This window comes from Vreelandella malpeensis (assembly GCF_020622355.1).
GTDB lineage: Bacteria > Pseudomonadota > Gammaproteobacteria > Pseudomonadales > Halomonadaceae > Vreelandella > Vreelandella malpeensis.
This window is the reverse complement of record NZ_WHVL01000008.1, coordinates 88,264-104,578: the sequence shown is the minus strand read 5'-3', so window position 1 is coordinate 104,578 and position 16,315 is coordinate 88,264. Positions and strand designations below refer to the sequence as shown.

Genomic DNA, 16,315 nt, shown 5'->3' with positions numbered 1-16,315 from the left:
ATGGATACGTTCATCATACTTACGGGCCTGCTCGCCCTGCTGCTGGCAGGCATTCCCGTCGCCATCTCGTTGACCCTGGTGGGCATCGCACTGATTGTCTCCCTCGGTGTTCCCCTAGCGAGCATTCCTCAGGAGTTTCTCGGCTCGACCAACAGCTTCATCCTGTTAGCGGTACCTCTTTTCCTGCTGACCTCCAACATCCTGCTCAAGGCGGGGGTGGCTCGGGATCTTTTCGACGCGGTGCACAGCTGGATGGGTAACGTACGCGGTGGTGTCGCCATCGCCACCATTCTTTCCTGCGGCATCTTCTCCGCCATCTCGGGTTCTTCCGTGGCGGTTGCCGCCATGATTGGCACCGTCGCCATTCCGGAAATGACCAGCCGTGGCTACGAGAAGCGTTTCGTGATGGGCACGTTGGCCGCCGGCGCGACTCTAGGGATCCTCATCCCGCCCTCGATCCCCTTGATCGTCTATGCAGCTGTGGCGGAGCAGTCCACGGTCAGCATGTTCCTGGCCGGGATAGGGCCGGGGCTCTTGTTGATCGGTCTGTTTCTGTGCTACTGCATCGTCAAGTCGTTCATGGGGGGAGCCCCTGTCGTTGGCAAGGGGGAGAGCGTCGATGTCGAGGCCCGGTTTCGCGCGACCCTGAAGGCGCTGCCGACGATCGGTATCGCCTTCACCATGATTGGCGGCATCTACGCCGGCGCCTTCACCCCCACCGAGTCTGCCGCGGTCGGGCTGATCCTGACGCTGGTTTACGTGCTGGTCTTCAAGCGCAGCATCGTGTTCAGTCAGCTTCGCGAAGCCATCGCTGAATCCGGTCTGACCACATCAAAGCTGCTGCTGATCGTTGCGGCGGCCAACGTCTTCGGCAAGGGCATCATGCTCTATCGCATTCCCTACGAAGTCTCCAGCTGGATCGCCATGAACATCCATACCCCGTTGATGTTCATTCTGGTAGTGATGCTGGTGCTGCTGTTGCTAGGACTTTTCCTGGAAGGTATCGCGATGATTCTGATCGTGCTGCCGATTCTGATGCCGTCGCTCAGTATTCACGGCATCGATCCGGTCTGGTTCGGCATCTTCTTCGTTCTGATGATCGAGCTTGCGCTGATTACTCCCCCGGTGGGGATGAACCTCTTCGTCATACAGTCCGTGGCCAGGTCGCCACTCAAGGAAGTAGTGCGCGGAGTCGTCCCTTACGTAGTGATCATGATGGCATCGGTCTTCATCATCTACTTCTTTCCGCAGATCGTGCTCTATCTACCCTTCAACATGTGAAAGGCGGGATCACCCTCCGCTCGAGCCGCGAATGAGAAGCCGCCCCTTCAGGCTGATGGTTTCATCCGGAAGGCTGGGGGTGGCCACCCGGTTGGCAAGCAGGGCGAAGGCACGCTCGATCATGGTCGTCAGCGGTTGCTCGATCGTGGTGAGGTCATAGATCGGGCGCGCCGCGGCGGGAAGCCCGTCAAACCCTACCACCGCCATGTCCGACGGCACCGCCACGCCCTTCAGGCGCAGCGCATCGAGCAGCCCCATGGCCATGATGTCGCTGAGGGCGAACACGGCGTCCGGGCGCTGGGCACCGGAGAGTTTCGCAAGCTCGAGTCCCGCCTCGTAGCCGCCCTCGTAGTGGGACTTGCCATCGTAGCGATGGGCGAGCGAAAGCCCTGCCCGTGCGAGCTCGTCGACGAAGGCGTCCTCACGCTCCTGGGCGGTCGAACTGTAGGACGAGGTGGTCACGACGGCGAACTTGCGCCGGCCGCTTTCAAGGAGCAAGCGCGCCAGATCACGTCCTCCTGCCCGGTTGTCACAAGTCACGGCGCAGCCATGCTGAAGAGCCACCCGGTTCACCATCACCAGGGGCACCGCGTTCTTCTCGCACACTTCTGCCACCCGGGAGCTCTGGATGGCGGAAGACACCAGACAACCGTCGACCTGATACTGCAACAGCGCCTCGGCGGTGCGCTCCTCGACGGGGCCGGAGCCGGCATGAATGATCAAAAAGCGATAGCCCAGGCTTTCCACCTGGCGGGTCGCCTCATGCAGAAGCTCGGAATAGAAAGGGTTGGAAGAGGGTCCCAAAATCAGGCCGTACAGGCCACTTCGTCCGGACGACAGGGTTCTGGCCAGCACGTTGGGGGTGTACCCCTGCTCTTGTGCCAAGGCAGCGATACGTTGGCGCGTCTTTTCCGAGATACGCGTATCGCCACGTAACGCACGGGTGACGGTGGAGGGGGCCACCCCCGCCAGTTTCGACAGCGTGACGATGGTGGATCGGCGGCTCGGGGAGGACATGGGCATCTTCTTTCAAAGTGAATCGACGCATTGAAGCTTAACTTAAAACCAGTATTGACCCTACCAATTCACCAAGTGTTAGACCTATTGTTAATGAATAAGTACTTGCCATCGCCAAAAAGCCAGGCATAGACTTCAACAACTGTGCAAACGTTTGCACTTGACCAATAAACAAGATGCTCGAAAGGTGGATAGACATGACAACAAATAAACGTCAGATAAAAATGGTGGGCTTTCTACAGGCACAGAACTGCTCGATCGCGCCGGGCTCCTGGCGCCATCCTGCCAGCGCGACGGACTTTTTGACCCCGGAGTATTTCCAGCGCATCGGCCGCGTCCTCGAAGAGGGCAAGTTCCACCTGGCGTTTTTCGACGATCGCCTCGCCATGCCGGACATCTACCAGAACGATCATGGAGAGGCAGTCGAGAACGGCGTTCGAGTGGTCAAGATGGATCCGGTATCGATCATCACCGCCATCGCCATGGCGACCCGCCGTATTGGCCTCGGCATTACCTACTCCACGACCTACTACGAGCCCTTTCACGTGGCGCGCCTGTTCGCCACCCTGGACCTGATGAGCAAGGGCCGCGCTGCCTGGAACGTGGTGACCTCGCTGAACAATTCCGAAGCCGCCAACTTCGGGCGCACTGAACACCTGGCCCACGACCTGCGCTACGAGCGCGCCGATGAATTCCTGGAGGTCGTCCAAGGACTCTGGAACAGCTGGGAAGAGGACGCGCTGGTCGTCGACAAGGCCTCCGGCCAGTTCGCCCATGCCAACAAGGTCCACCGCCTATCCCATAAGGGCAAGTTCTTTTCCGCCAGCGGACCCTTGCCGGTCCCCCGCTCGCCCCAGGGCCAGCCGGTATTGATCCAGGCAGGACAGAGCGGGCGCGGGCGCCAGTTCGCTGGCCGCTGGGGAGATCTGATCTTCGTCGTTTACCCGACCCTCGAGGCGGGCAAGCGCCAGTATGCGGCGGTGAAGCAGGAAGTCGAGGCTGCCGGGCGCAATCCCGATGACGTGGCCATCTGCCCGGCCTGCTACGTTTGTGTCGGGGAAACCCAGGCCATCGCCGAAGAGAAGCGCGAGTACATACGCGCCCTGGCGAAGCCAATCGATGCCCTGGTACTGCTCTCCGAAGCACTCAATTTCGATTTCGGCAGCAAGTCCATGGACGATGAATTCACCGATGCGGAGCTAGAGACGCTCTCCTGGACCGGGTTTCGCGAGCGGGTGGTCGAGCTCAGCGGCAAGGCCAACCCCACGGTTCGTGACTTCGTGTACTTCTCCGGTCGCGGCACCATCGGCGAGTTCCCCATCTTCTGCGGAACGCCGACAGCGGTCGCCGACCAGATGGAGGAGTGGTTCACCGAGCGCGCCTGTGATGGGTTCGTGCTCGCCGCGACCCACACCCCCGGCGCCTTCGAGGACTTCACCCGAATGGTGGTTCCGGAGCTTCAGCGCCGCGGTCTCTACCACAAGGACTATCCGGGCACGACCCTGCGCGACAGCCTCGGTCTTGCCGTGCCGTCCCGATCAGCCTGACCCGCCTTTACCACCAACACCCACTGCATGAGGCTGATATGAAAGAGTTTCGTATGTTATCGACCAGCGGGATTCTCGGCTACGGTTTCGCCGAAGAGTCGCTGAAGATCGGCATGTCCTGGGAGCCCCACGTCATCGGCTGCGACGGAGGCAGCACCGACCCCGGTCCTTACTACCTGGGCGCGGGTAAATCCTTCTGCTCGAGACTGTCAGTCAAGCGCGACCTGCGCTTGATGTTGAAGGCCGCCATCGACGCCGGCATTCCCTGCATCATCGGTACCGCCGGCGGTTCCGGCGGCGAACCACACCTGAAGGACATGGCGGCGCTGGTACGGGAAATTGCCGCCGAAGAAAACCTGTCATTCAAGATGGCGCTGATCCACTCGGAGCAATCCAAGGAGGTCGTCAAGCAGTGGGTCGGCGCCGGCATCACCCGGCCCTTGGCCCGCATGCCAGCCTTGGATGAGGCAAGGGTCGATCGGGCGCGCCGTATCGTCGCCATGATGGGACCAGAGCCGTTTTGCAAGGCGCTGGACGAGGGCGCTCAAGTGATCCTGGCCGGGCGCAGCAGCGACCCGGCTCAATGGGCGGCACCGGCCATTCGCGCGGGCATGAACCCGGCACCGTCCTGGTACGCGGGCAAGATGCTCGAGTGCGGCGCGGAGCCGACGGTGCCGAAGGAGCCGGACTGCATCTTCCTGCGAGTGCGGGAGGATCACGTGGTATGCGAGCCGCCGAACCCGATTCGGCGCTCGACGCCCCTGGCGGTGGCCAACTTCGCCCTTCACGAGAACTCGAGTCCGATCCACCACATCGAGCCCGGCGGCTTGCTCGATACCAGTGCATGCCGTTTCGAGGCCGTGAGCGACCGGGCCGTCAAGATCGATGGCATGATCTGGCAGCGCGCCGAGCGCTACACGGTGAAGCTCGAAGGGGTGGAAAGCATGGGCTTTCGGGCGATCGCGATTTGCGGCACCCGAGACCCGGTGCTCATCAGCCAGATCGACGACTACCTGGCAATTCACCGCGAGAAGGTCATGACCAAGGCCGAATCCTTCGGCGTTGCGCGCACGGACTACACCCTGATCGTGCACTGCTACGGCCGCAACGGCGTCATGGGAGACTGGGAACCACAAAAGGCTTTTACCTCCCACGAGCTCGGTTTCGTGATCGAGGTGGTGGGCAACACCCAGGAAACCGCCAATGCGGTGCTCGCCATGGCGCGCACCTCGATGCTGCACGCGGATTTCCAAGGTCGGCTTTGCAAGGAGGGCAACATGGCCTTCCCCTTCAGTCCGTCGGATATCGAGATGGGCGAGTGCTACCGGTTCAGCGTCTTCCATACCGTCGAGGTGGACGACCCCTGCGCCCTATTCCCCATCGACTACGAAGAGGTTCGCTGACCATGGCCCTGATCAAGGACATCGCTCAGATCTGCAAGAGCAAGAATGCCGGCCCGTTCTATATCACCATCGACGTGCTGTTCGAGGATCACACGCTCTACCGCCAGGTGAAGGAGACCGGGGTACTCTCGCCGGCGCTGTTCGCGACCCTTTACGGCGTCGAGGAGAAGGACGTGCTGTTCACCCCCTACGATACCGCCGCCGCCTTCAAGGCGACACTGCCCCGAGCGATCCCGGCAGGGGATCTGGGTGACACCGACGTGTACGGCGCCCAGCAGCACGCGCCGCTTCTGGACGTCGACATTCCGCTGCCGGGCTAGCCCCCATCGGTGGCTCACTCTTTCTGCACCGCTCGAGCCATCCTGCTGACGTCTCGAAGCGGTGCCCACTCAAGGACACAATCGTCATGAACAATGAACAGCGTATCCTGCGAAACGCCCTGGGTTCGTTCGCCACCGGAGTCACGATCGTGACCACCCGGGGCGAGGATGGCAAGGACCTGGGAAGAACCGCCAACAGCTTCAGCTCCGTGTCGCTGGATCCGCCCTTAATCCTCTGGAGCCTTTCCAAGACCTCCTCGGCGTTTGCCGCCTTCAAGCAGTCGAATTACTTCGCCGTTCATATCCTCGCCGCGGACCAGGACACGCTCTCCGGTGCCTTCGCCTCCTCCGCCGCCAATCCCTTCGATCACATGGAGGTGAAACGCGGCCACGATGACATTCCGCTGATCGAGGACTGTGCGGCGCGCTTCGAGTGCCGCACCACCTACCAGTACGAAGGGGGCGATCACATCATCTTCGTCGGCGAAGTGGTCGATTTCCAGCACTCCTCCACGCCGCCCCTGCTCTTTCACGGTGGCCAGTACGGGCGCCTGGTCAGCCACCAGAAAAGCGAATACTCCTTCGCCTCTCGCGCCGAAAGCCTCACGCCGGACGATTTCATCTATCTGATCTCTCGCGTGTTCTACAAGATTCGGGAAGAGGCGGTGGGCGAGCGTAAAAAACGCGGCTGGAGTGATGCCCAGTACGCGGTGCTGACCCTGCTTGGCCACGAAGACGGGCGCAGCCGGGACGAGATTTACCGTATCGGGCGCGCCCGGGGCGACGAGGTCGATCACCAGACCCTCGAGGACCTGGAGCACCGCGGCCTGATCACCCAGCAAGGCGGTGCCGACCCGGACTCGACGGTACGTCTTACCGAGAGCGGTCGACGTGCCATGATCGAGATCGTGGCGCTGCTCAAGGCCTCCGAAGCCCAGTGCCTGGCCCCCATGCACGACAACGAGATCCGCATACTCAAGCAGCTTCTAAGCAAGCTCGCCATCGACGAGCAGCGCCAGGGGTGGCCCCCCATTCCCAAACCCCTCGACCGGCAGGCCCCCTAGCGCCGCTTTCACGCCGCTCTCGGCATTTCGGTCCCACCACGACGATGGAGGCTCTTCGATGAAAACCCGCGCTGCCGTATTGAAGGACATGACCTCGGCCCCCCCTTACAGCCATAGCCGCCCGCTGGAGATCAGAGAGATCGTTCTCGATCCGCCGGGCCCCGACGAGGTGTTGGTACGCATTCGAGCCGCCGGCCTGTGCCATTCCGATCTCTCCGTGATCAATGGCAACCGTCCTCGCCCCATGCCCATGACCCTGGGCCACGAAGCGGCAGGCGAGGTGGTGAGTCTGGGCGCCAACGTCGATGACCTGGTGCCGGGTGATCACGTGGTCCTCACCTTCATGCCCAGCTGCGGCCACTGCCTGCCCTGCGCCGAAGGACGGCCCGCCCTCTGCGAGCCCGGGGCTCGGGCCAACGGCGCGGGTACCCTGCTGTCCGGAGAGGTTCGCCTGCACGAGAACGGCGCGGCCATCTTCCATCACCTGGGCTGCTCCGCCTTCGCCGAGCATGCGGTGGTGTCCCGCCGTTCGCTGGTCAAGATCGACAAGACCCTGCCCTTCACCGAGGCGGCGCTGTTCGGTTGTGCAGTGCTGACCGGCGTAGGGGCAGTGATCAACACCGCCCGGGTACAGGCCGGACAAACCGTGGCGGTGATCGGGCTCGGTGGCGTGGGGCTCGCCGCGGTACTGGGAGCCGTCTGTGCGGGTGCGACGCAGATCGTCGCGGTCGATCTATCTGATGACAAGCTCACGGTGGCCAAGGCGTTGGGCGCGACGGCGACCTTCAACGCCCGGGACCCGGACCTGATGGAGCAGATACGCGCGCTCACCGACGGCGGAGTGGACGTTGCTCTCGAGTTCGCGGGGTCGGAAAAGGCGCTGTCGAACGCCTACAGGATGACCCGGCGCGGCGGTACCACGGTCACGGCGGGCCTGCCTGGCCCCGATACCGATCTGAAGCTCAATATCGTCAGCCTGGTGGCGGAAGAGCGTACTCTCAAGGGAAGCTACATCGGTACCTGCGTGCCGCCAAGGGACATCGCCCGCTACGTCGCGCTATACCGGCAAGGCAAGTTGCCGGTGGGCAAGCTTCTCAGCGGCACGCTTCGTCTTGAGGAGATCAATGAGGGTTTCGACAGACTGGACAAGGGCGAGGCGATAAGACTGATCATCGAGCTGTGACAAGTCCTGAGAAGGGAAGAACGGGTTGATGCTCCTCGACCCGTTCCGCTACCTACGTTGGTACACGACGGCATACGTTGAAACACAAGACTGGATAGACCTTATTAGCGTTCGAAAGCCATCTGCTGGACGCTGACGTCACACGTGGCGGTCAACTTCCCGCCAATGCCTGCGCATACCCGGTTGCCAGTACTCCCAGCATAAAGACCACTGTCAACGCCATTACCACATCGGGCTTTTTCCGCCGCATGCCTTCTCTCCAACGTTTATTGATTGCCAATGCCCTCGAGTGCGTCATCAGCGTGTCGATGAGAGAAGATGACTCACTTGACTATTTTTCAAAGCCGACTATAGGGCCAAGGCCGGGCAGTGACAATAGCCATAAGCGCATTTTTTAACGCCTATTTAAACGTTTAGACATCGCAGACGGCCTGACCGCGCTAAGGCCTGGCGTTAGTGAGTGCTCACATAATCACGCCATGAACAGCCGGTAGGCCGGATTGTCGCTTTCGCGCCAGTAGCGATAGCCGATGGCGTCGAGATGCTCGGCCACGTGGGTACGGTCGGCGCTCGGCACCTGCATGCCCACCAGCACGCGCCCGTAAGCCGCGCCGTGATTGCGGTAGTGGAACAGCGAGATGTTCCAGTCGTGAGGCAGGTGCGAGAGGAAGTTCATCAGCGCCCCGGGGCGTTCGGGAAACTCGAAGCGGTAGAGCTCCTCGTCGAAGTGCTCGCTCGGGCGCCCACCGCTCAGGTGGCGTATATGCAGCTTGGCGAGCTCGTTGTCGGTCAAATCCTCCACCGGATAGCCGCCCTCTCTGAGCCGCTCGATCACCGCTTGGCGGTCCTCGCCGCCGGGCTTGACCTGGACCCCGACGAAGATGTGCGCCTGGCGGTCGTCGGCGTAGCGGTAGCTGAACTCGGTCACCATGCGCTTGCCGAGCACGCGGCAGAACTTCTTGAAGCTGCCGGGCTTCTCCTCGATGGTCACGGCGAGGATCGCCTCGCGCTGCTCGCCGAGCTCGGTGCGCTCTGCGATGTGCTGCAGCCGGTCGAAGTTGGTGTTGGCGCCGGAGTTGATGCACAAGAGCGTTTGCCCCTCGGCGCCGGTGCGCTGCACGTACTTCTTGAGTCCAGCCAGCGACAGCGCCCCGGAGGTCTCCGCCACGGCCCGGGTGTCATCGAAGATGTCCTTGACCGCCGCGCACATCTCGTCGGTATTGACGGTGATGACCTCGTCCACGAGCTCGCGGGCGAGCGAGAACGGCACTTCGCCGATCTGCGCCACCGCCACGCCCTCGGCGAACACGCCGACCTGGTCGAGCACCACGCGCTCGCCGGCGGCCAGCGCCGCCTTGAGACAGGCGCTGTCCTCGGCCTCGACGCCGATGATCTTGATCTCCGGGCGCAGGTATTTCACGTAGGCGGCGACGCCGGCGATCAATCCGCCCCCGCCGACGGGCACGAAGATCGCATCGAGCCGACCGGTGTGCTGGCGCAGGATCTCAACGCCGATGGTGCCTTGGCCGGCCACCACGTCGATGTCGTCGAAGGGCGGAATGTAGGTGTAACCGTGCTCCTCGATCAGTTCCTGGGCGTGGGCGGCGGCATCGGAAAAGGCATCGCCCTTGAGCACCACCCGGGCGCCGCGCGAGCGCACGCCCTGCACCTTGATCTCTGGGGTGATACGCGGCATGACGATCACCGCCTTCACCCCCATGAGCTTGGCCGCCAGCGCCAGCCCCTGGGCATGGTTGCCGGCGGAGGCGGCGATCACCCCGCGCGCCTTCTGCTCCTCGGAAAGCGTTGCCATCTTGTTGTAGGCGCCGCGAATCTTGAACGAGTAGACCGGCTGCAGATCCTCGCGCTTGATCAGAATCTGGTTGTTGAAGCGACGCGACAAAAAGGGAGCGGGCGAAATGGGCGTCTCGCAGGCCGCCTCGTAGACGCGGGCCTGGAGGATCTTTTTGACGGTAGCTTCGAGCATGCGGATATCCAGATGAGAGCAGATGAGAGCGGTGGCCGGAGCCGGGAAAAGCCTTTATTGGTAGCAGATCGCCCCCGGCAACGTCCAGCGTTACGCGCGCGCATCAACACGGGCGCGCCAAGGCGGTATACTGGCGCGGCCCTCACACAACCCCGGAGCCCCCATGACCCAGGACGCGCTGAAAGCCGCCGTCGCCGACGCCGCCATCGCCGAGATAACCCCCATGCTCGAGAAGAGCACCGTGCTCGGCATCGGCACCGGCTCGACGGCGAATCTGTTCATCGACCGTCTCGCGCCACTGCGCGACCGCTTCAAGGGAGCGGTGGCCAGCTCCGATGCCTCGAAAGCGCGCCTCGAGGCGCTGGGCATCGAGGTATTCGAGCTCAATGACGTGGGGACAGTGCCGGTCTACATCGACGGCGCCGACGAGGTGAACGGCGCACTCGAGATGATCAAGGGCGGAGGAGCAGCACTCACCCGCGAGAAGATCGTTGCCGCCTGCGCGGAGCGCTTCATCTGCATCGCCGACGGCTCCAAGCGCGTCGAGACGCTCGGGCGCTTTCCGCTGCCGGTGGAGGTGATTCCCATGGCCCGCTCCTATGTCGCCCGCGAATTGGTCAAGCTCGGCTTCGAGCCGGTCTACCGCCAGGGCGTGGTGACCGACAACGGCAACCAGATCCTCGACTGCTTCGAGGTGATGATCGAGCGCCCGGTGGAGATGGAGACCCGCATCAACGCCATCGTCGGCGTGGTCACCAATGGGCTGTTCGCCGCTCGCGGTGCCGACGTGCTGCTGCTGGGCACCGCCGGCGGCGTCGAGCGCGTGACGCGTTAGGCTGCCTTAACCCAAGAACTCATCGAGGCCCGCCAGGGTACGCGCCAGCGCCCCGCGGTGGGCCTCGATCACGCGCGGCCCGGCGGCTCCGCGCTGCCGGGCCGCCACCGGGTCGGCAAACAGCGCCTCGAGGGCGCCGGCCAACGCATCGGTCGAGTCGACCGTGGTGAGAACGCCCGCCTCGATCAGCGGTGCGGCCACGTCAGCGAAGTTCTCAAGCGATGGCCCGCACAGCACGGGCCTTCCAAGTGCTGCGGGTTCGAGCACGTTGTGCCCGCCGAGCGCCACCAGCGAGCCGCCCACGAAGGCCACCTCACCCGCCGAGTAGTAAAACGTCATCTCGCCCAGCGTATCTCCCAGGTAGACCGCGACCTCCTCATTGATAGGGACGTTGTCGCTGCGCCTGACCATGGCAAGGCCTTCGCGTCTGCAAAGCGCGGCAACCTCGTCGAAACGCCGGGGGTGGCGGGGCACGAGAATCAGCAGCGCCTCGGGGTAGCGCCGGCGCAGCGCCCGGTGAGCGTCGAGCAGCAGTGCCTCCTCGCCTTCACGGGTGGAACCCGCCACCCAGATCCGCCGCGTGCCGCTCTCCAAAGGCAAGCGCTCACTATCAATGCAAGGCTGATCATTGGTGACAATCTCGAACTTCAACGAGCCCACCACGCGGGTACGAGAAGGCGTGCCGAGCGCCTGGAAGCGCGCCGCATCCTCGGCGGATTTCGCTGCCAGCCAAGTGACGTCGGAAAGCGTCGCGGCCATCAGCGGACGTATGCGCTGGTAGCGCGCGAACGCCCGCTCGGAGAGGCGACCATTGACCACCGCTACCGGCACGCCCTGGCAACGGCAGGCATGCAGCAGATTGGGCCACAGCTCGGTCTCGAACATCAACGCGAGCGCGGGCTTCACTCGCGCCACGAAGCGCCGGGCCGCGCCCGGGAAATCCAGCGGCAGAAAGCGGTGGGCAAGGCGCGCCCGGTCCGCCTCGCGTTGACGCGCGATCAGCGCCTGAACCTGCTCTGCACCGGTCGCGGTCATGGTGGTGATCAGCAGACCGTGATCTCGATAGCGCGCCAGCAGCGCCTCGATCAGAGCCGTGGCGGCGCGTACCTCGCCGACGGAGGCGCAGTGCAGCCAGAGGCGCGGCGCCGCCGGCAGCTCGCCAAGACCCGCATCGAGCCCCATGCCCAAGCGCTGCCGCCGTGGGTAAGTGGGCACTTGCTCTCGCCAGATGCGCGCCAGAATCAGCGGCGAGAGTGCATAGAGCGCCGCCGAGTAGAGCGTGCGAGGCAGGCGCTTGCCCACTAGGCTTCGCGCTCGAGGATCGTCTGGATCATGCCGGAGGTGGAGACGCCTTCTTCGAAGCCCAGCACCTTCACGTCGCCGCCGTTCTCGAGCACGGCGTCGCTGCCGGCGATCTCCTCGACCCGGTAGTCGCCGCCCTTGACCAGGATATCCGGCAGCACCGCCTCGATCAGCGAGGCCGGCGTGTCCTCGTCAAAGGGCACCACCCAGTCCACCGCGCCAAGCCCCGCCAGCACCTGCATGCGCCGAGCGAGCGGGTTGATCGGGCGCTTCTCGCCCTTGAGCCGGCGGATGGAGGCGTCGTCGTTGACCGCCACCACCAGCCGGTCGCCCAGCCGCCGGGCCTGCTCCAGGTAAGTGACGTGGCCGGCATGCAGGATGTCGAAGCAACCGTTGGTCATCACCACCCGCTCGCCGCGGCGCTGGGCGGCGCGCACCGCCGCGACCAGCGCCGTGACCTCGGTGACGCCGAACTCGGCGGGCTTGTCGCCGTACTGGGCACGCGACAGCTCCTCGAGGGTAAGCGTCGCGGTGCCGGGCTTGGCCACCACCAGCCCCGCGCCCAGGTTAGCGAGCATCATGGCATCGGGAAGCGAGCTTTGTGAGGCGAGCGCCAGGCCCAGCAGCGCAATCACCGTGTCGCCGGCGCCGGTCACGTCGAACACCTCCTGGGCACGAGTAGGCAGGTGCAGCGCGGCGTGATGCTCGCGAATCAGCGTCATGCCCTTCTCGCTGCGAGTGATCAGCAGCGCGTCCAGCGCGAGCTCGGCGCGCAGCGCCTCGCCGCGCTGCTCCAGCGACTCATCAGAATCGCATACCCCGGCCACGGCCTCGAACTCGGCCAGGTTCGGAGTGATCAGGCTCGCGCCCCGGTACTTGGCGAAATCGACGCCCTTGGGGTCGATCAGCACGCGCTTGCCTTGGGCTTTCGCCATCTCGATCAGCCGTTCGACCTGGTTGAGCGTGCCCTTGCCGTAGTCCGAGAGAATCATCACGTCGGCTTCAAACAGCGCCGCGTCCACCTGGGCGAGCAGCTCGTCGGTCTCGACACCGGCGAGCGACTGCTCGAAGTCCAGGCGCAAAAGCTGCTGGTTGCGGCTCATTACCCGCAACTTTGTGATGGTCGGTATACCGGGGCTGACTTGAAAGTGAGTGCTCACATTGGCAGTATCAAGCTGCTCTTTCAGCAGGGCGGCGTGCTCGTCGTCTCCCACCACGCCGGCCAGCGCCACCTGGGCCCCGAGGGCGGCGATGTTGAGCGCCACGTTGGCCGCCCCACCCGGGCGGTCGTCGGCACCCTCGACGCGTACCACCGGTACCGGCGCCTCCGGCGAGATGCGCGAGGTGCTGCCGTGCCAGTAGCGGTCGAGCATCACGTCGCCCACTACCAGAACGCGGGCGTGCTGCAGGGCGGTCAAATCAACTTTCATCGGAAACTCCCGTAATCGACGGTGCGGCGGTGTGCGCGAGCAGCGCATCGAGCTTCGCGATCACCGCGTCGGTCTTGATCAGGTCCATGGCGTCGGCGTGGCGAACGCGCTGGCCCCAGCTCACCTCTTCCACCGACTTGTCGAGATAGGTACGCACCGCCTCGGGGTAGGCGTCGACGGCGAAATCACGCCACAGGTAGGGTGCGGCGCGGCGCGGGTTAGTCGTGGCGTAGAGCCCGAGCGTGGGAGTGCCCAGGGCATTGCCCATGTGAGCCGGGCCGGTGTCCGGAGCGATTACCGCCCGCGCCCTTTTGATCAGCGCCAGCACGCCCTTGAGAGACGTGCCCCCGATAGCGTTGACGACGCTGCCGGGCGGGCAGAGCGCCTCGATGGCATCGGCCATTTCGCGCTCGGCGGCGCTGCCGCCGCCGGTGAGCACGCTCCTGAGTCCGTGATGGCGGTAGGCGTGCTCGATGACGCTGGCATAGCCTTCGACCGACCAGTTGCGAAAATTCCTCAGTCGGGCATTGCTGCAGGGGTTGATGACCAGGTACGGCGCCGGTCCCGCGAGCGCTCGGGCCTCGTCGAAGGCGGTCTCGGGGATGGCCAGGTTCCACTCGAGGCGGTCGTCGGTCACGCCGAGCAGCCGGGCGAAGTCCATGAACGATTCGAGCACGTGGGGGTGCTGGCGCGGCGCGATCTGGCGCTGGGTGAACCAGTGCTGGAAGTCCTTGGCCCGCGCCTTGTCGAAGCCCACCCGCACATCGGCCTTGAGCCCCAGCGACAGAAGGCTTGCACGGATCGCCTGCTGCATGTGCAGCAGCACGTCGAAGCGGGTGTCGGCAAGCTCGCGCCAGATCCGACGCATGCCGGCAAGGCCGGTCGCCTTGTCGAACACGACGAACTCGACCCCGGACAGGCCCGCCAGTAGACTGTGCTCGCCCTTGCCGATGATCCAGGTGATCCGCGCCTCGGGCCAGTGGCGCTGCAAGGCGCGTACCGTGGGCACGAGATTGCACACATCGCCCAGCGCCGAGAGGCGCAGAATGGCAATATGGCGAGGTTTCTTGGGCAAAGAGGGCTTCATGCGCTTAGCGGCACTCCAGCAGGAAAATTGGCTGATTCTACATGATGTAGACAGTTTATGTGACGACGCCACGGCGTACCAACCCGGGCCTGCGCTGTTCGATGGCGCGGCGTGGCGCCGCCGCGGGCACGTGGTGGGCGAGGCCCCGGGCCGGGGCGAGAGCCTGTTTCTCCAGGCAGGGAAAGAGCAGTGGGTGCTGCGCCCCTACCGGCGCGGCGGGCTCGTCGCCCGGGTCTGCGAGAAGCGCTACGCGTGGTCGGGCGCCGAGCGCACCCGCGCCTTTCGCGAACTGCGCCTGACCGCAGATCTTTATGATCAGGGTCTACCGGTACCGCGCCCGGTGGCCGCCGGCGTCGAGCGCCTGGGCCTTTTTTATGAGGCGGCGCTGATCACCGTGCGCATCGAAGGCGCCCGGGCGCTGGCCTCGCGGTTATCCGAGGGCAGCGCCGATGAAGCACTGCTCAAACGGGTGGGCGCGATGATCGCTCGCTTTCACGAGGTTGGGCTCGATCACGTCGACCTCAACGCCCGCAACATCCTGGTGGACGGCGACGGCGCGCCCTGGCTGATCGACTTCGACCGCTGTCGGCTGCGCACCTCGGGCCGCTGGCAGGAGGGCAACCTCGCGCGGTTGGCGCGCTCGGTGGCCAAGTTCAGCACCGTGCCCGGCGTCGCCATGGACGCGATCTCGGCGGGCTACGCCAGCGCCTCGTAGTAGCCGATCAGCGCCTTGACGTGCTGGCGGTTGCTGAAGTGGCGCTCCACGCGCTGGCGGGCGGCCTCGCCCATCGCCCGGCGGCGCGCATCATTCTCGATGAGCACGGCCAGAGCATCACGCCAGGCCGGCACGTCGAAGGGTCCGACCAGCACGCCGCTGGCCTCGTCGACCAGCTCCGGCAGCGACCCGGTGTTGGAACCGATGATCGGCATGGCGCAGGCCATGGATTCGATGATGGTCAGCCCGAACGCCTCGTTCTCCGAAGGAATGCACACCAGATCCAGCGCCGGCAGGATCTCGGCGAGATCCGCGCGATGGCCCAGAAAGCGGATCTTGTCGGCCAGCGGCGTGCCCTCGATCATCGCGACCAGCGCGCGGTAGAACGTCTCGGTGCCGCCGGAGGCGTAGTCGGTCCCGCCGATCGACACTGCGAAGAAGTCGAGCTCGTCAGGCAGCGCCAGAAGCGCTTTCACCCAGACATCCTGCCCCTTGCCCGGCGTCACCCGCCCCGGCAGACCGATGGCCACCGCGCCCTCGGGAATCCCCAGCTCGGCGCGCTTGGCGGCCACGACTGCCCCGTCCGTGGCCGGCCGGTACGTCGTGGTGTCCACGCCGTGGGGCAGGCACGTGACGCGCTCGCGCGGCAGCGGCAGGTTCTTGACGTTGCGCGCATACGTTGCCTGGCTGATCGAGAGCACGCGGTCGACGTTGCCGTAGGCAAATCGATGGTAGGGACTCTTCTTGGCGCGCTGACCGCCCACGTGGTCGGTGTAGAGCACGCGAATGCTTGGCAGCAGCAGTTTCAAGAGCGCGGTGAGGCGCAGGTCGCTCGACTTGTGGCAGTGAATCACCCGCACGTTCTCGTCGATCAGCCAGCGGCGCAGACCCCAGACGCTGCCCAGCGCCTGAAGATTGCTCTTGAAGGCCCGGTAGGCAACGCCGTTGCGCTGAAAGTAGGTTTCGATACGGGTATCGCTCAGGCAGATGCCAATCACCTCGACCCCTTCGGCCTGCAAATCCTCGATGACCCGATCCACGTAAAGCTCCATGCCGCCCTTGCCGTCGGACATGCAAAGCTGCAGTACCTTGTTCGCCATTCCTTCACCCGCTCGTTGCGCGCCGTTCAACAACGCTTTCATTG

The 16,315-nt window shown here is 64.4% G+C and carries 14 protein-coding genes; 8 read left to right on the top strand and 6 right to left on the bottom strand.

Features of this window, described 5'->3' with window-relative positions; genetic code table 11:
- Complete coding sequence (locus GEV37_RS16280) at positions 1-1,281, top strand: TRAP transporter large permease (RefSeq protein WP_227391322.1); 1,281 nt, start codon at positions 1-3, stop codon at positions 1,279-1,281.
- A gap of 9 nt (positions 1,282-1,290) precedes the next feature.
- Here the strand turns inward: GEV37_RS16280 and GEV37_RS16275 are convergent, their stop codons facing one another.
- Positions 1,291-2,298, bottom strand: a complete 1,008-nt coding sequence (locus GEV37_RS16275; protein ID WP_227391321.1) for a LacI family DNA-binding transcriptional regulator — start codon at positions 2,296-2,298, stop codon at positions 1,291-1,293.
- Positions 2,299-2,495: 197 nt separating this feature from the next.
- Between GEV37_RS16275 and GEV37_RS16270 the strand changes: the two genes are divergently transcribed.
- The 5 genes from GEV37_RS16270 (at position 2,496) to GEV37_RS16250 (ending at position 7,815) form a co-directional block, all read left to right on the top strand.
- Positions 2,496-3,845 carry an LLM class flavin-dependent oxidoreductase gene (locus tag GEV37_RS16270; protein WP_227391320.1) on the top strand — a complete coding sequence of 450 codons (1,350 nt, stop codon included), beginning with the start codon at positions 2,496-2,498 and terminating at the stop codon, positions 3,843-3,845.
- A gap of 53 nt (positions 3,846-3,898) precedes the next feature.
- Entirely contained in the window at positions 3,899-5,248 is a 1,350-nt protein-coding gene (locus GEV37_RS16265; RefSeq protein WP_227391319.1) for an acyclic terpene utilization AtuA family protein, read from the top strand.
- A gap of 2 nt (positions 5,249-5,250) precedes the next feature.
- Complete coding sequence (locus tag GEV37_RS16260) at positions 5,251-5,568, top strand: DUF4387 domain-containing protein (RefSeq protein ID WP_227391318.1); 318 nt, start codon at positions 5,251-5,253, stop codon at positions 5,566-5,568.
- 86 nt (positions 5,569-5,654) lie between these two features.
- The gene (locus GEV37_RS16255; RefSeq protein ID WP_227391317.1) at positions 5,655-6,632 is read left to right on the top strand and encodes a flavin reductase; all 978 of its coding nucleotides are present in this window, start codon (positions 5,655-5,657) and stop codon (positions 6,630-6,632) included.
- A gap of 58 nt (positions 6,633-6,690) precedes the next feature.
- Entirely contained in the window at positions 6,691-7,815 is a 1,125-nt protein-coding gene (locus tag GEV37_RS16250) for a zinc-dependent alcohol dehydrogenase family protein (protein ID WP_227391316.1), read from the top strand.
- Between the two features lie 472 nt (positions 7,816-8,287).
- On the opposite strand, the gene ilvA is transcribed toward GEV37_RS16250, so the two are convergent.
- Positions 8,288-9,802 (bottom strand): threonine ammonia-lyase, biosynthetic, encoded by a 1,515-nt coding sequence (gene ilvA, locus GEV37_RS16245; RefSeq protein WP_227391315.1) that lies wholly within the window; start codon positions 9,800-9,802, stop codon positions 8,288-8,290.
- 163 nt (positions 9,803-9,965) lie between these two features.
- Between ilvA and rpiA the strand changes: the two genes are divergently transcribed.
- Positions 9,966-10,637 carry a ribose-5-phosphate isomerase RpiA gene (rpiA, locus tag GEV37_RS16240; protein ID WP_227391314.1) on the top strand — a complete coding sequence of 224 codons (672 nt, stop codon included), beginning with the start codon at positions 9,966-9,968 and terminating at the stop codon, positions 10,635-10,637.
- Positions 10,638-10,643: 6 nt separating this feature from the next.
- Here rpiA and waaA read toward each other — a convergent pair whose 3' ends face one another.
- Genes waaA through GEV37_RS16225 form a run of 3 tightly spaced genes read right to left on the bottom strand, consistent with a single transcriptional unit; the run spans position 10,644 to position 14,456 of the window.
- On the bottom strand, positions 10,644-11,939 hold the full coding sequence (gene waaA, locus GEV37_RS16235; RefSeq protein WP_227391313.1) for a lipid IV(A) 3-deoxy-D-manno-octulosonic acid transferase: 1,296 nt from the start codon (positions 11,937-11,939) through the stop codon (positions 10,644-10,646).
- Entirely contained in the window at positions 11,939-13,369 is a 1,431-nt protein-coding gene (gene hldE / locus GEV37_RS16230; protein WP_227391312.1) for a bifunctional D-glycero-beta-D-manno-heptose-7-phosphate kinase/D-glycero-beta-D-manno-heptose 1-phosphate adenylyltransferase HldE, read from the bottom strand. The genes waaA and hldE overlap by 1 nt, the downstream gene beginning before the upstream one ends.
- Positions 13,359-14,456 (bottom strand): glycosyltransferase family 9 protein, encoded by a 1,098-nt coding sequence (locus GEV37_RS16225; RefSeq protein ID WP_227391311.1) that lies wholly within the window; start codon positions 14,454-14,456, stop codon positions 13,359-13,361. The genes hldE and GEV37_RS16225 overlap by 11 nt, the downstream gene beginning before the upstream one ends.
- On the opposite strand from GEV37_RS16225, the gene GEV37_RS16220 reads away from it, so the two are divergent.
- Positions 14,455-15,171, top strand: a complete 717-nt coding sequence (locus GEV37_RS16220) for a 3-deoxy-D-manno-octulosonic acid kinase (protein ID WP_227391310.1) — start codon at positions 14,455-14,457, stop codon at positions 15,169-15,171. The genes GEV37_RS16225 and GEV37_RS16220 overlap by 2 nt on opposite strands.
- Here GEV37_RS16220 and GEV37_RS16215 read toward each other — a convergent pair.
- Complete coding sequence (locus GEV37_RS16215) at positions 15,153-16,271, bottom strand: glycosyltransferase family 4 protein (RefSeq protein ID WP_227391309.1); 1,119 nt, start codon at positions 16,269-16,271, stop codon at positions 15,153-15,155. The two genes, GEV37_RS16220 and GEV37_RS16215, sit on opposite strands and share 19 nt — an antisense overlap.
- Between the last annotated feature and the right edge of the window lie 44 nt (positions 16,272-16,315).

Coding starts and splice junctions, on each gene's coding strand:
- rpiA (WP_227391314.1), top strand. CDS start 9,966: ATGACCCAGGACGCGCTGAAAGCCGCCGTCGCCGACGCCGCCATCGCC.
- GEV37_RS16225 (WP_227391311.1), bottom strand. CDS start 14,456: ATGAAGCCCTCTTTGCCCAAGAAACCTCGCCATATTGCCATTCTGCGC.
- GEV37_RS16250 (WP_227391316.1), top strand. CDS start 6,691: ATGAAAACCCGCGCTGCCGTATTGAAGGACATGACCTCGGCCCCCCCT.
- hldE (WP_227391312.1), bottom strand. CDS start 13,369: ATGAAAGTTGATTTGACCGCCCTGCAGCACGCCCGCGTTCTGGTAGTG.
- GEV37_RS16270 (WP_227391320.1), top strand. CDS start 2,496: ATGACAACAAATAAACGTCAGATAAAAATGGTGGGCTTTCTACAGGCA.
- GEV37_RS16215 (WP_227391309.1), bottom strand. CDS start 16,271: ATGGCGAACAAGGTACTGCAGCTTTGCATGTCCGACGGCAAGGGCGGC.
- ilvA (WP_227391315.1), bottom strand. CDS start 9,802: ATGCTCGAAGCTACCGTCAAAAAGATCCTCCAGGCCCGCGTCTACGAG.
- GEV37_RS16275 (WP_227391321.1), bottom strand. CDS start 2,298: ATGTCCTCCCCGAGCCGCCGATCCACCATCGTCACGCTGTCGAAACTG.
- GEV37_RS16260 (WP_227391318.1), top strand. CDS start 5,251: ATGGCCCTGATCAAGGACATCGCTCAGATCTGCAAGAGCAAGAATGCC.
- GEV37_RS16265 (WP_227391319.1), top strand. CDS start 3,899: ATGTTATCGACCAGCGGGATTCTCGGCTACGGTTTCGCCGAAGAGTCG.
- GEV37_RS16255 (WP_227391317.1), top strand. CDS start 5,655: ATGAACAATGAACAGCGTATCCTGCGAAACGCCCTGGGTTCGTTCGCC.
- GEV37_RS16220 (WP_227391310.1), top strand. CDS start 14,455: ATGCGCTTAGCGGCACTCCAGCAGGAAAATTGGCTGATTCTACATGAT.
- GEV37_RS16280 (WP_227391322.1), top strand. CDS start 1: ATGGATACGTTCATCATACTTACGGGCCTGCTCGCCCTGCTGCTGGCA.